The 14228-nt window shown below is 40.4% G+C and carries 13 protein-coding genes and 2 riboswitches; of the genes, 4 read left to right on the top strand and 9 right to left on the bottom strand.

Going from position 1 to position 14228, the window contains the following annotated elements; translation table 11 throughout:
- Positions 1-4 precede the first annotated feature (4 nt).
- The 9 genes from WC955_05925 to WC955_05965 all read right to left on the bottom strand — a co-directional run bounded on the left by WC955_05925 (position 5) and on the right by WC955_05965 (position 10534).
- Positions 5-880: a hypothetical protein gene (locus WC955_05925; GenBank protein ID MFA5858586.1), complete on the bottom strand. Its 876-nt coding sequence runs from the start codon at positions 878-880 to the stop codon at positions 5-7.
- 160 nt (positions 881-1040) lie between these two features.
- Positions 1041-1346, bottom strand: a complete 306-nt coding sequence (locus tag WC955_05930; protein MFA5858587.1) for an RNA-binding protein — start codon at positions 1344-1346, stop codon at positions 1041-1043.
- 152 nt (positions 1347-1498) lie between these two features.
- Positions 1499-2938 (bottom strand): glycosyltransferase family 39 protein, encoded by a 1440-nt coding sequence (locus tag WC955_05935; protein ID MFA5858588.1) that lies wholly within the window; start codon positions 2936-2938, stop codon positions 1499-1501.
- 1 nt (position 2939) lies between these two features.
- Complete coding sequence (locus WC955_05940; GenBank protein ID MFA5858589.1) at positions 2940-5045, bottom strand: TonB-dependent receptor; 2106 nt, start codon at positions 5043-5045, stop codon at positions 2940-2942.
- Between the two features lie 66 nt (positions 5046-5111).
- Positions 5112-5325: riboswitch (cobalamin riboswitch) on the bottom strand.
- Positions 5326-5332: 7 nt separating this feature from the next.
- Positions 5333-5884, bottom strand: a complete 552-nt coding sequence (locus tag WC955_05945; GenBank protein MFA5858590.1) for a cob(I)yrinic acid a,c-diamide adenosyltransferase — start codon at positions 5882-5884, stop codon at positions 5333-5335.
- A complete protein-coding gene (locus tag WC955_05950; GenBank protein ID MFA5858591.1) occupies positions 5881-6687 on the bottom strand; it encodes an ABC transporter ATP-binding protein in 807 nt (268 codons plus the stop codon). Before WC955_05950 ends, WC955_05945 begins: the two co-directional genes overlap by 4 nt.
- Positions 6688-6694: 7 nt before the next feature.
- Positions 6695-7690 (bottom strand): iron ABC transporter permease, encoded by a 996-nt coding sequence (locus WC955_05955; GenBank protein ID MFA5858592.1) that lies wholly within the window; start codon positions 7688-7690, stop codon positions 6695-6697.
- A gap of 1 nt (position 7691) precedes the next feature.
- Positions 7692-8618, bottom strand: a complete 927-nt coding sequence (locus tag WC955_05960) for a helical backbone metal receptor (GenBank protein ID MFA5858593.1) — start codon at positions 8616-8618, stop codon at positions 7692-7694.
- A 113-nt stretch (positions 8619-8731) separates the two neighbouring features.
- Positions 8732-8952: riboswitch (cobalamin riboswitch) on the bottom strand.
- Positions 8953-9040: 88 nt separating this feature from the next.
- Positions 9041-10534 carry a hypothetical protein gene (locus WC955_05965; GenBank protein ID MFA5858594.1) on the bottom strand — a complete coding sequence of 498 codons (1494 nt, stop codon included), beginning with the start codon at positions 10532-10534 and terminating at the stop codon, positions 9041-9043.
- A 216-nt stretch (positions 10535-10750) separates the two neighbouring features.
- Here WC955_05965 and WC955_05970 point away from each other — a divergent pair, with 216 nt between their 5' ends.
- The 4 genes from WC955_05970 to WC955_05985 all read left to right on the top strand — a co-directional run.
- Positions 10751-11140 (top strand): response regulator, encoded by a 390-nt coding sequence (locus WC955_05970; GenBank protein ID MFA5858595.1) that lies wholly within the window; start codon positions 10751-10753, stop codon positions 11138-11140.
- Between the two features lie 7 nt (positions 11141-11147).
- The gene (locus tag WC955_05975) at positions 11148-11762 is read left to right on the top strand and encodes an HNH endonuclease (protein MFA5858596.1); all 615 of its coding nucleotides are present in this window, start codon (positions 11148-11150) and stop codon (positions 11760-11762) included.
- Between the two features lie 46 nt (positions 11763-11808).
- On the top strand, positions 11809-13665 hold the full coding sequence (gene aspS / locus WC955_05980) for an aspartate--tRNA ligase (protein ID MFA5858597.1): 1857 nt from the start codon (positions 11809-11811) through the stop codon (positions 13663-13665).
- A 12-nt stretch (positions 13666-13677) separates the two neighbouring features.
- Positions 13678-14228: PhoH family protein (locus WC955_05985; GenBank protein MFA5858598.1), on the top strand; the 551-nt coding region annotated here is incomplete at its 3' end.

Below are 14228 nucleotides of genomic sequence, written 5' to 3' on the forward strand. Positions count from 1 at the left end.
TTATCTACACCATAGGAGTTGTTGTGTTATTATCATTTGTTGAATTATCACGTTTGGTTAATAACGTATGTACCACACCCCCAAGCCCGGCAAACCAGATCACAAAATGGGCAAGTGTTCCTAGAAAGGGTATTACTACAATTATACCAAGTACAATCGAACCAACTAGTATCTGTACAAATGCTGATACCGGAGGGTTCCATTTATACCGTTGCGCAATAATTTGCCCTACTAACAACCCCGTTGCAAGATACCCGACAAAAGTTAATGTAAAAAAGAGTATTGTTAACGGTATAATAGCAACTACACCGGCAATGCTTATCACACAAAGGAAAATTAGTATGGAAAAAAGAAGGCTTAAAAAAATTCCGTACATTATTGATTTAACCGAGTTTTCCTTAATAAAACTCGTTGTATGTTCAAGATCAATATTCATTAAGAAATACACAAACGCCCATATAAGAAATATTATGCTTATAAGTATAAACAGTATTATCAATAATACATTGCTAAACACAAATTTTATAGTATCAAACAACTGCCCAAGGACAGGCGTGCTGAAATTAACTTCGTCACCCTTTATTGTCGCACCAGGATCACGTACGTATTCACGGCAAAATATTACTAGGTTATCTTTAACCATTGCGGTTTTACCGATTTCCATCCTTCCGCCGATTGCCACAACGCTGCCCTTTACTTCACCATAAATCCTTACACCACTGTGGATTCCTAAAACATCGCCGTTGACTGTCTGTCCTTCCGGCACAACGATATCGTTGCCAAATCTCACAATATTACCGGTATCAGCAGAAAATAATAGCGCTGGTAATAACATAAGTGCACACATAATTATCAGAATTTTTTTTGCGGTTCTGCTCATTTCAATGTTCTCCTTCGTACAGTTATTTAATGATTCCTAACTTTTTAAAATATATATGGGGATTTTTAGAGACGGTTATAATAACCGTAAAAAATCCCCATATTATTAGTCTCTATCTAACCTCCCCCGGTACTTCATATAGAGGGAAAGTTATTGTGTTTTAGAAACGGTCACGTCTCGGAGGACGGTCGCCACTAGAACGATCATTAGTGCGTTCACGCGGAGGGCGCGCTTCAGCAACATTGATTTTCCGGCCATCAAGTTCCGTACCGTTCAACGTTTCAATCGCTTTCTTTGTTTCATCTTCGGTTACCATCTCAACGAAAGCAAACCCGCGCGATTTGTCAGTGTACTTATCTTTAATTACACTCGCACTGTTAACTGTCCCTGCTTTTGCAAATAAATCTTTTAAAGTTATATCCGTCGTTGTATAACTCAAGTTGCCAATAAACAATTTTGTGCCCATTCTTACCTACTAACCTTTTCCTTTACTTAATTTAACCTCGGCAGTGACATTCTACGCATACTGCCTTTTTTCCATTAACCTACTTTTACCCTATCACTTGGTAATAGTTTACTTGGGTAAACATATACCTGTCAATAATAATTTTGAAAAAACTACAGTTTTGCGACAATTCCTTCCGCTGATTCCGCGATAATTCCATGAGACGTCAGGTATCGGTAAAGCTCAGGACTCTGTGTTTTAACTTCATAATCGCTAATAACCACAATTTTATACTTACCTTTGTTCTCATCTTTCAATGTCTGTATAAACCATAATGCTTCTGTCAATGAACGTATATGAATACCCTTACGGTTACTGTAATACAGTATTTCTGGTTCAGATTTTGTAACAGCCACAATCTTATCCCCAGGTACTGTATTATCCGAAGCGATACGCGCAAGTACTAAGTAGCGGTAGTTGCTAAGTTTCAACCTATCATACAACCGTACTGTTGAGAATATACAAGTGTATACCACCAAAAACCAGACTAGGCCTTTTCCCCATATCATAGCTGTCTTACCAGCTTTCCATTCCCTCTCTTCAGACTTGGCTAACACACCGGTAACAAACCGTCCTATAAGCACGCAGGCCGCTGGCATCATCGGTAAATAATAGTATTCGTGATGCATACCTTCTGCCATTGCAATAAAAAGTATGCAGGTAGATAAGAACCATATATGCGCTAGATATTGGGTGGAACGTTCACTTTTTTTAAATAATCCCAAAATTAAAAGTATATATCCTGCATGCATATACTGGTATTCAAACAAGTTACCGAATGGACTGAACGTTTTTATCCAAAAACGCGGATTGAGCCAGGTATTTATGCTTCCCCATTTATCCTGTTCCGTAAAAGCGTTAAGTATTTTTCCGTCAGTTGCTATAGGAACGTAGTAATGATAAAACACAGGTAGAGCTAGTGAAAGTAATAATAAAATGTATAACCGCGTATCACGCAGAATTACCCACAATCCGTCCTTTACACACCAATACCACAACGCCGGTAATAGAATAAATATTGCAGGGATTTTAAGCATAAACGCAATCCCCGCAAAGAGTACCGCCAGAATATAATAACCACTTTTTTTATTATTTACCCAATATACGAAGTGATACAAAAAAATGATTGTCATACTCACCATACTCCCATCGGTTTGAAACGCGCGGGAATATATCACAGATACCGGAAGTATGGCGTAGAATATAGATGCCCATAGTGCTGAATCCTCATCCCATACATGTTTTACGAGTTTGTAAAAGAATATAAAACCCGATAAAAAAACAAGTAGTGATACCATCCTCCCTAGAAGGTCGGAAAATCCTGTGATTTTGGCAATAACACCAACTGCGAACTCATACAACCCAAATGCATTGGGGTATGGATATTCAAAATCTACCGATGGAGTGAAAAGGTTAAGAGATTCCATATAATTTCGTGCAACCATTGCGCTTGCAGTTTGACGCCAGGAATGTTCGTCAAGCAAAGGATTAGTTATCCCCCATAACCGCACCACAAGCGCAAGAATGAATACTACCCAAAACTTTTTTGACATATCAGAACACATATTTTATGCCGAACATCGCCATTCTTCCGGGAAGCGGGTAATCCGCGTCATTGATATCACTCCCCAACTGTTCTTTATACTTAGCATCAACAAGGTTGTTTACCGTTAAATAAAGTTCGAGTTTGTTAAATAACTTCTGTGTCATTATCAAATCTGCAGTTACATACCCGTCAAGGTGTTTAGTATCCATCACTACCGCCGGGTCCGGAAATGCGGCATATTTTATATAATATCTTACACGATCACCGGTATACCGGGAGTTTAGCGTTACCGTTAATCCCATCGGTGTTGTTGCGGTTACTCCGGCATTAAACTTATTCATCGGGGTATCCCCTGCACAGCGTGTTATCGCAACCATTTCGTTAGTAATAGAATTAACAATTTCTCGGTTGGTTTGCGTTGCATCTGTGTATGTGTAACTTAACGATAATTCCAATATATCAAACAACTCTGCTTTAATCTCAGCTTCCACACCTTGGGATACCAACGCATTAATATTTGACGGTTGATACTTCGGGCCATACGCGCCCATAGGACCCGTTGGCGCCCAAACTATCATATCAGTGACCTCGTTACGGAAAAGGTTAAGCCTCGCTATTACGGTATTAAAAATAGCTTCTACCCCGAAATCACCGCCAACTGAAGATTCAGGTTTTAAGTTTGGATTGCTCCTTGCGCCGGCATCTTCGGGATAGTATAAGTCATTAAATGTTGGTGCGCGGTATGCCCGCCCGGCTGACGCACGGAAATTGTAGTTTGCTAATTTGTATAAAAACGCAACCCTTGGGTTCACCTGCTGCCCGTATCCCGTATTACTATCCCACCTAAACCCGATTGTTGTTGAGAACGGATCAAATATTTGTATCTCATCTTCTACATAGGCAGCTATCGAAGTTGCGTTACTGTTTTGTTCCACATTTGTTGTAGAAACGGTGGTAAGATTCAATGTTTTTTGGTTAACCGCATACTTTTCATTTCTCACCGTCGCACCGATTACAGGACGGTGGTTTTTAATTATGAACATATTATACTGCAGGTTCAACCCCGCAATATCCGTATTTGTTATATCCGTACTTTCATAATTATTGGGAAGGAATGAAATAAAATCATAGAATGCGTATTTCCGGAGATACTCAAGCATCGCAGTTTCCCAGTACAGTTTTGCAACAAATTCGTGACCTGTATCCATCGCTACTAAACCTGTAAGATCTACATGTTCTTTAACATCTTTCTGCCGGTCGTACAGCGCTGAAACCAAGTCATTCCCAAACGTTTTCTGTGTCAATGTCCGTAAGACCGTGGTAGTTGAAGGTTGTGGCCCGGGTGCGCCAAGTAAGTCCTGGTGGTACCCAAATGAAAAATCTATTTTTAACGGTAAATTCCGGGTTTTGTAAACATACTTCCCGTTAATATCCGCACCGTAGTAGTCGCTGTTCGGCCGTATTCCTGCAGTACCGGTATAATTTGCTGATAAAAAGTATCCCAACCCTATAGCATCTAGAGTATTACTGACGTGCAGACGGTACATCTGTGTATTCCACTCGCCAAGTTCAGTTGTTACCCCGAGTTTCATATTATCTGATGGTTCCTGCGTAATAACATTTATCACTCCGCCGATTGAATTCGCACCGTATAACGCAGATGCCGGCCCGCGAAGGATTTCTATACGGCTGATATTATCTACCGGTATCTCCGCAAGGTTAGCTGTACCAAGAGACAAAGAGTTTGCCATACGCCCGTCAATAAGTACCAAATTTTGTGTAGTCAATGTCCCGCGGATTGCCGGCTGGCTTACCGCTCCGAGCCCGCCGTAATTTGTTAGCGCCAACCCCGGAGTTAAACTCAGGATATCATTAATTTTTTTTGCTGCAGGAAGAGATTCTATTAATCTTGAATTAACCACGCTCAACGTACCCGGTACTTCCTGCAAAGCGCGGGGTAGCATAGTCGCTGTTATCACCACTGCATTGAGTTCATCCTCAAACTTACCACCAGTATCTTCAGCAGCAATAATATTTATTTTGAACTGAAATACAACAGTCAATATAGCTAAACCAATTACCGTTAATTTACATCTTTTACTACTAGTTTCCATATATTCCTCTTTATCTCTCTCCTCACCCGTCGTAAGGATTTTGTTTTTCTACATACCTCTACTTCAACTCATACTTACCCACCGGGTCGGTCTTCTGACTCATGGGTCGTCCTACTCACTGCACCTTCCCGCCTGTACACAATTTGATTGCACTACAAGCAGTGGTTAAATATTACAGTTTTCGTCGCCAATCACAGCGGCGCGGGCCGTCCCCGATTAATATATCTTCTAGTTCTCACTAACGGGGTTCCCAACTAATTCCCGGTTGGTATTCAGCACATTCTCACTCAATACTCCACCCCCTTTCTCGATAATATACCATTATCGTATGGATGCTTGTGTTTCTTCATTTCAGTTACAAGATCAGCTATACCAAATATTTTCTTGCTTATGGTTGAACCTGTAAGGATTAATTCGACCTCATGTGGTTTTGTTTTTATCAGTGTAACAACATCATTTTCACTCACCCATCCGTCACGGATACTAATATTTATTTCATCAAGCACTATGAGGTCATATTTTTGTGTAAACATTTTTTTTACCTGCGCAATCCCTGCGTAACAACTCGTACGCATTTTTTCAGGGACAATATTTTTATAAAATAATTTACACTCTTTTGCAAAATAATAGACTTTAACCCCAAGCTTACGCAAAATAGTGTCCTCCCCATATGACCATCTAGCAGGATCCTTATGAAAATGCACTACAGCTACTTTCCAACCATATGATATGGAACGTATCACATGCCCCACCGCAGCAGTAGTTTTACCCTTCCCTCCGCCGGTATAGACTTGAATTAAGCCGACCTTCCCCCTTTTATTTATATTTCTTTTATTCATAATGTTTTTGGTACCGCAAGCACGTGTTTTGGAACGGTAAAAACTACCGGCTTTTTTGATAATGGGTTCTCACGGACAACCACAACGGTGTTATATACATGCTCAATAATTTCGTACTTCAAAACCTCAGCCGGAGTTCCTATAATCTCAACCTTTCCTTTGTTAAGCAATACTATTGAATCGCAATACTCACTTGCGAGGTTGAGGTCATGAATTACCATCAAAATAGTAACTTTCTTTTCAGAGTTCAATAATTTAACCTTATCCAGGATTTCTACTTGATGAGAAATATCCAAAAATGTTGTTGGTTCATCAAGTAACAACACCTGCGGTTTCTGCGCTAACGCTTGCGCTAATAACACTCTTTGGCGTTCACCACCGGATAATGTGTTCACTTCTCGTTCACGGAGGTTGTGTACGTCAGCAAACTGTAAACTTTGCTCTACAATAACGCGATCTCTTTCACCAGCAGCTTCCAAACGGCTAAGCCATGGATATCGTCCCATAAGTACAAAATCGTATACCGTATATCCAAACGGGACACTGAACACCTGAGGTAGTACCGCTACAGTTTTTGCCAGAACAGCTACGGGTATACTGCGAAGATTCTTGTCGTTGAGATAAACATCACCCGACCAAGGAGATAATATTTTTGTCGCTAACCTTACGACCGTCGTTTTACCCGCGCCGTTCGGTCCGATAATACCTGTAATACTTCCCTCCGGGATTGTAAACGATACGCCATCAATAACTTTTGTACCGTCATATCCTGTAGTAACACTTGCAAATTTTAATATATCCACAACTTTATTAAAACCATTCTTTCTTTTGATTTTTCATTAGGTACCACAAGAAGAACACGCCACCTACTACACCAGTGATAACTCCTACCGGCAGTTCAAGCGGGACAATTATTGTCCGCGCTAAAGTATCGCATAAAGCTAAAAATATCGCACCGGCAATAAATGTTGAGGGAATAAGATACAAATGCTTATTCCCCGCCACACGGCGCATTAAATGTGGAATTATCAACCCGACAAACCCTATGACACCCGACATTGCTACGCAAGTGCCGGTAAGAAATGATGCAAGGATAAAAAACATTTTCTTCGCATTTTCCGCGCTTACCCCTAACTGCACCGCGCGTTCTTCTCCTAATGTTAATAAATCGAGTTCCCGCGAAAAATATATCAGCACTATTGTTGAAAGTACTACTATTGTCCCACATAACGGTATAAGTTCCGTCCTTGCTGTGGATAAATCTCCCATCAGCCAGATCAATGTATTCTGCACTTTTTCAGCAGAAACCAGTGCAAGTATAAGCAGTACCAATGATGAGAAAAGATAACTCAGTACCACGCCGCTGAGTATAAGAGTGGTTACTGAAAACCTTCTCCTCGCAGCTAGGACGTAAACTAACCCTACCGCCAAAAGCGCACCTAGGAATGAACATACGGGCAGTATCCATCCTCCTAATAATTTATCCAATCCTAGTACTAACGATAATGTTACCCCAAACACTGCTCCCCCTGAAATTCCCAGTGTATACGGTTCCGCCAGGGGATTACGCAATATTCCTTGAAATACCCCGCCACTGACTGCTAACCCTGCACCGATAAGCATGCTTAATATTATACGGGGTAATCGTATTTTCCAAATAATAACTTGCGCGGTTATATCCACAGAGTTACCGAAGATAACATCAATGACATCTTTCACAGTCAAACCGCTGCCTCCAATGAAAATGGAGAAGATAAATGTTAGTCCTAGGAGTATTAAGAGCACGAGAAACATGCGTAGTTTCATGTTATTCCTTTAGTTTACCTTGTCTTATTTTGTTTTCCCTTTTAACTATTTTTTCTTTGTTAACAAAAACATCGGGATGAAAATACTTGCCAACTGTTTCCACTCCGGCAACAAACGCTTCAGGTGTTGGCGCACAAACTACCCTCGGATCGTTTATCACATATATCCTGTTATTCTTTACTGCTTTGAGGGTTTGATATTTTTTCCATTCCTCAAGCTCAGCCTCTGCAACTTTACCCATAGAAACTATCACTATCATCTCAGGATTTTGCGCAACTGCAGTTTCACGGTTATACCGTTGATATGCTGTATTTAATTTATTAACGTTCTCACCGCCCGCACGGATAATTATTTCGTTGACAAACGATTCACTACCCACCGTGATCAATGGATCCGTGCCTAACACCCAGAACACTGTAGGCCTGTTTTTACCTTTTAACCGCATATCATAATTCTCAAGTTTTTTGGTGTACCCGGCTAACAACTTCCGTGCATACTCTTCTTTACCAGTAAGTTGCGCGATTTTAAGAAAATTTGTGCTTATCTCTTGAAATGACGATTCATTCGGTAGCTGTGCTACGTTTAGACCAAGTTTTTTTAGTTTATCAACAATTCCGGGATTGTTCCATTCCGCAGCTATAATTATGTCAGGTTTTAGGCTAATAATTTTTTCGAGGTTTGGTTCTACCCAGGTACCGACCACATTTTTTTTCTTTGCTTCCCGAGGATAATCACAAAAAGCTGTCACACCTATAATTTTATCCTGCGCGCCAAGCGCATAAATGTTTGCCGTCACTGCCGGAGATAATGACACAATACGTTGCGGTAGCTTTTCGCTATTACTGCCTGATACTAAAACGGAAACGCTTACCTGTAAACACAACAGTATCAATACGCATGTGCGTACAGTATTTACTTTTTTTCCCATAAAAAATCCTTAACCTCAAAAAAACGGGTAATGAGATTAAGGATTAAACACGCGTGTACCGCTTTAATTCCTTTTCATCCTCATCTCATTCCACGAAGAATTCGTTGGATGATAGTATGTTAGAGCGTATCGTCAGGTATTCTGGCTTGCGTATCATCCTACTTACCGTACCTTCCCACAAGTATTACAGTTTTTTGTCTTTACACTGTACCTGCCTGTAGTGGTTGTGATTTCTCACCCACGGTTTTCGTCAACGCTTACAGCGGCGGGTCCGCTTACGATTTACACGTAATTCCCAATGCCGATGCTCAGCACTTACATCATATAAGTAATATTTATAAAGAACTTATAACCTCAAAACTATTGTATTCATCAAATTATAGTTTGTCAAACAAAAACTTTATATTCTCTTTTTCTTTATTCTACACCGCAGTGGTTTCCTTATCCGTCACAACCTCTTCTATACGTTTCAGGCCATTACGGTTAAGTACTATGCGGTATCTCTCGTAAGTTGTTTGATCATTTGATGAGTATTTGATTATCATATTAATATGATACACTCGTTCGCCATAAACTTTTTTGTATAGCTCTTTTTCATCAGGTAAATACAACGATTTTTCAGGGTTGTCCATCTTGAATAAAAATCGCCATACATTGAACCTCATGATATCGTTTATTCCTTCAATATTATAACTATGATGCAGGTTTTTGAACATTTCGGAATAGATTGTAATTTCTTTACGATACATTATCAACTGTTCACCAAACCAGCCGTTATCAATCCCTGTAATGTGATCTCGGTTACGGAGCTTCATAATCGCCGGAGGAGCTTTTGATTCATTTACAAAATCAAAACTTTCACGGCACACACCGATTTTATTCACCGGATCACTGTAAATACTGGTTTTGTGGTCGTAAAAAAAATGTTCTATTTTGCCCATAAAGTATTGACGCAATAATTCTTTGATCCGGTCTTTAAACATATAACTGATTACGAGAACAACAAAAAAAGTGGTTGATAAATTACCGCCGTACTGCATCTGTGTCCAAAATGCTGCGCCTGTAGCAAATATCATTGATATTCCCGCAGCTATTCCAAAGATAATTTGTTCTACCAACTTCCCCTCTTTTTCTGTACGTATATCAAGAAACAATATGCTTTCCATATACTTTTTAAAAACGCTGCGGCGGTATAGCGTTTCTTCGTTCTCTACGGAACTACCAGGAACAGAGGGATACCGTTTTTCTTTGCGGTATTTATGTTCAGTATTAACAAATTCAAGTAGTTCTTTACCATAAAGGCTTACTTTATTCCCACCCTTGTCTTTTATTATACGCATCAGCCAGTAACTATAATTTTCTACAAGATGGCTTATATATTCATCTCCAAAAAGATACACCGCAAACTTTTTGGATTCCACTGTAGGTACACTGAGTTCATGAACAAGTTCACGGTAATCCACCAACAACTTTTTCACGCATGTAAGGTATTGTTTAATTAGGTGGTCACAACAATCGTCATCGGATGTATTTTTGATATATTCTACGTGGTCCCGTAAAGAACTTTTCAGGATAGAACTAAACATTTTTATGTGGTACTCATATTTTTCAATAGTAACTTTATCTTTGTTCTTCACCATCGCAGTAATCGCATTTTTTAATTTACCAAATGGGCTATCCGCGCCGGTATCTATATCTTTTAATAAAACAGTTGGTGTTTTGAACCGTATATAACTTTTGAGGTCTGAATAAAAATCTTCCTTTTTATAGTTACCTTTACCTATATCCAAACTTGTCGGGAGGAATATATAAGTTTCTATATTATAAACAGTTTTTTCCTTGCTGGTATCTAGCTTGTAGTCAAGTTTTATCTCAAACTGGTTCTTGTCATGTACTGAAATCATTTCTTCTAACATAAATAATATTTTGCCTTTACTTTTAAAATACATCAATTCCTGGTTTTCGGTATTATAATATATATTATCTGCCTAATAATCAAGTATACGCTGCTGTTCGATAAGGAAAGTTTGTGTCACTTTCCTCTTTTGCTGTTGTACGTGTTGACAATCACCTTGAAAAGGTGTATATTATATTTTTAAATAATAACACATATAGTAGAGAAAGACGGACTAATGGCAAACATTGTAATAGCTGATGATGATGAAGAAATACTTGAATATCTCCGGACTGGGTTAGAATCTACCGGGCACTCGGTGTATTCTACATTACGCGGAAAAGAAGCGTTGCAGCTGATAAAAGACCGTACTCCTGACATAATAATACTTGATGTAATGATGCCCGACGTGGACGGCTATAGTTTGGTTATTGAACTATCAGATGATGCGGATACCAAAAATATTCCTGTCCTGATAACCACAGCTTTATCCCCGACAAAAACGTTGTTTGACCGCTATCCTCAGGTCGTAGGTTTTTTTATGAAACCGCTGGACATAAATATCCTTAACAAAACAATTAACACAGTGCTCGCAAAAAAGAATAACAGTAAAAACAAAAAAGGATAGGCACCCGATGAGTTCAGACGTTTTAGTGCTTAACAGAAGCCTTTATGCTATCGGCACCACAAGCTGGCAACGCGCGGTGTCATTATTGTACCTTGACCGAGCAAACGTTATTGACGACGAGTACCGCACGTACACGTTTGACGATTGGCGGAAATTATCATCATTTGTCAATACTGCAACTGCGGCAGGGCAAAAATGGGTTCGCGCTGCGTCATACAGGATTTTAATACCTGAAGTGATAGCATTAAAGTTTTATGACCGTATAGCGATAAGTCCAATAAAATTTACACGAAAAAATATTTACGAGCATTACGGCTACCGTTGCTGTTACTGCAATAAAAAACTTGCCCCTGCGATGCTAAACCTTGACCATGTTGTCCCAAGAAGCAGAGGCGGGAAAACGTCATGGACAAATATAGTAACTGCCTGTGTTAAATGCAACCTCAGGAAAGGCAACCGCACGCCAAAAGAAGCCGGAATGAGGATGTTGATCCAACCGACTGAACCTAAAGGACAGGGACATTTTGTTATATCCATACGAACAGCACTTAAAAAACACGCAAGCTGGCAAAAATTTGTGGATAACATATACTGGAACGTAGAGCTCGAAGAAGAAAAGTGATACCCATCACAGAACCTTATATTTTTAGAAAGAAGTAAACTTTTTTATGCCTTTTAGAACACATCATTGCGGGAAAGTTAATAAACCCTTAGTTGGAACGGTAGTAACACTTTGTGGTTGGGTACACAGTGTACGTAACCACGGCGGGGTAATTTTTATTGACCTCCGTGACCGCAGCGGTATTGTGCAAGCAGTATTCAACCCAAAAGCAAGTACAGAAAAAGCAGCGGGGGCGGGTCAGGTCGGTGAAGCATTAAAACCGGAATACGTCCTGAAAATCTCGGGTATTGTAAACCCGCGTCCTGCAGGGACGGAGAACCCTAAACTCCCGACCGGTGAGATAGAAATTCTGGTGGAAGACGTTGAAATACTTAACCCCAGTAAAACCCCGGTATTTGAGTTATCTGATTACGTTGAAGTATCGGAAGAAGTTAGGTTACGGTACCGTTACCTCGACTTACGGAGACAAAGATTATTAAAAAATCTTAAGTTACGTAACGAAGTTTATATTGCCACACGCACATTTTTTGCGGAAAACGGCTTCCTTGAAGTTGAGACACCTTTCTTAACAAAGTCCACACCGGAAGGAGCGCGGGACTTTCTTGTTCCCAGTAGATTACATCCGGAAAAGTTTTATGCATTACCACAATCCCCTCAGTTGTTTAAGCAAACATTGATGGTTGGCGGGCTGGAACGGTATTTTCAGATAGTACGCTGTTTCCGTGATGAAGACCTCCGGGCTGACCGGCAACCCGAATTCACGCAGGTAGACATCGAACTATCGTTTGTTGATGAAGAAGATGTTATCCGTATCTGTGAACAATACCTGTCGCAACTGTTTCAAAAAGTATCGGGGATAGAACTTAAACTGCCTTTCCCGCGAATATCTTATGCGGATGCAATGCTGAAGTACGGGTCAGATAAGCCTGACCTGAGAATACCTATATCTATCTGCGACCTCAGTACAACGCTGAAAAACTGCGGGTTTAAAGTTTTTGCATCAGTACTAAACACCGGCGGTGCGGTACGCGCTCTAGCAGTACCAAAAGGAAGTATGTTGTCACGCCAGCAGATTGATAATTATATTGAGTATACAAAACATCTCGGTGGGAAAGGTATGGCATGGTTTAAGGTAACCGAAACCGGGATAGAATCAAATATAACAAAATTCTTTACCCCTGACGAACTCAATAATATAAAAGGCCTGACCGATGCGAAGACAGGTGATATAATATTTGTGATCGCCGATAAACCGGCGGTTGCTGCGATGATTGCCGGTGAATTACGGCTAAAAGTATCAGCTGACCTCAAACTCGTGGATGATACAAAACAGGAATTAAAATTTGTGTGGGTTGTAAATTTCCCGTTACTCGAATACAGCGCAGAGGACAAGCGCTGGGTAGCGAAACATCATCCTTTCACATCGGCTAACGAAGACGGTTGGAAAGTAATGGAAGATATCGCTAACGGTAAGCAAGTAACCGAGGAAGTGATTGAACAAATCCGCGCCCGCGCGTATGACATCGTGCTTAACGGCAACGAAATCGGCGGGGGCAGTATACGTATCCATCGTCCTGAACGACAGGAATTAATGTTTAAACTCCTCAAACTAACCCCTTCAGAGATTACTGAAAGGTTCGGGTTTTTGGTTGACGCGCTGTCTTATGGCGCACCGCCACATGGAGGTCTTGCGTTTGGACTTGACCGCTTAGTAGCGCTTATGTGCGGAGAAGCGTCAATACGTGATACCATAGCGTTTCCTAAAACTCAACGTGGTATTTGCCCATTAACTTCTGCACCTGATACAGTTAATACAAAGCAGTTGAAGGAATTACATATTAAAACAGATGTAATATTGAAAGAAGCTAATCCTAAACCCTCGGATATGGATAGCGGGAAGTAGCACTGTTTTTCGATGGTTACAAAACGTATAGAACTTTACGGGTTAGAAGAAGCGTTGTCACTCTTTGGCGAGTATGACCGTAACTTACGTTATTTGGAAAACAAGTATGGTGTACAAATTTTTGCAAGGTCAAACATAGTGTCTATCCGCGGCAGATCAATAAAAGTTGAGAACGCATACCAGGCAATAACAGAGATGCGTGAGATGTTACGCGCTAACAAAAATATGGCAGGGTTCAAGCTTGATCCCGGTATAGAAAACAAAAGTATTATCCCCAGCAATAGCACGGCACAGAATCAATATTTAAAAAACGGTAACGGTACATCACAGTTGTCTTCAATATATGTTACCTACCGCGGAAAACCGGTTATTCCGCAGACGTTGACACAACAGTCATATACCGATAAAATTGCAGAAAATGATATCGTAATTGCCATAGGCCCCGCAGGGACCGGTAAAACCTTCCTTGCAGCAGCGATGGCGTTGGCAGCTTGGGAAAAAGGTAAGGTTGCGCGTATTATACTTACCCGGCCTGTAGTGGAAGCCGGTGAAAAACTTGGGTT

The sequence above is a fragment of the Elusimicrobiota bacterium genome, assembly GCA_041658405.1.
GTDB lineage: Bacteria > Elusimicrobiota > UBA5214 > JBBAAG01 > JBBAAG01 > JBBAAG01.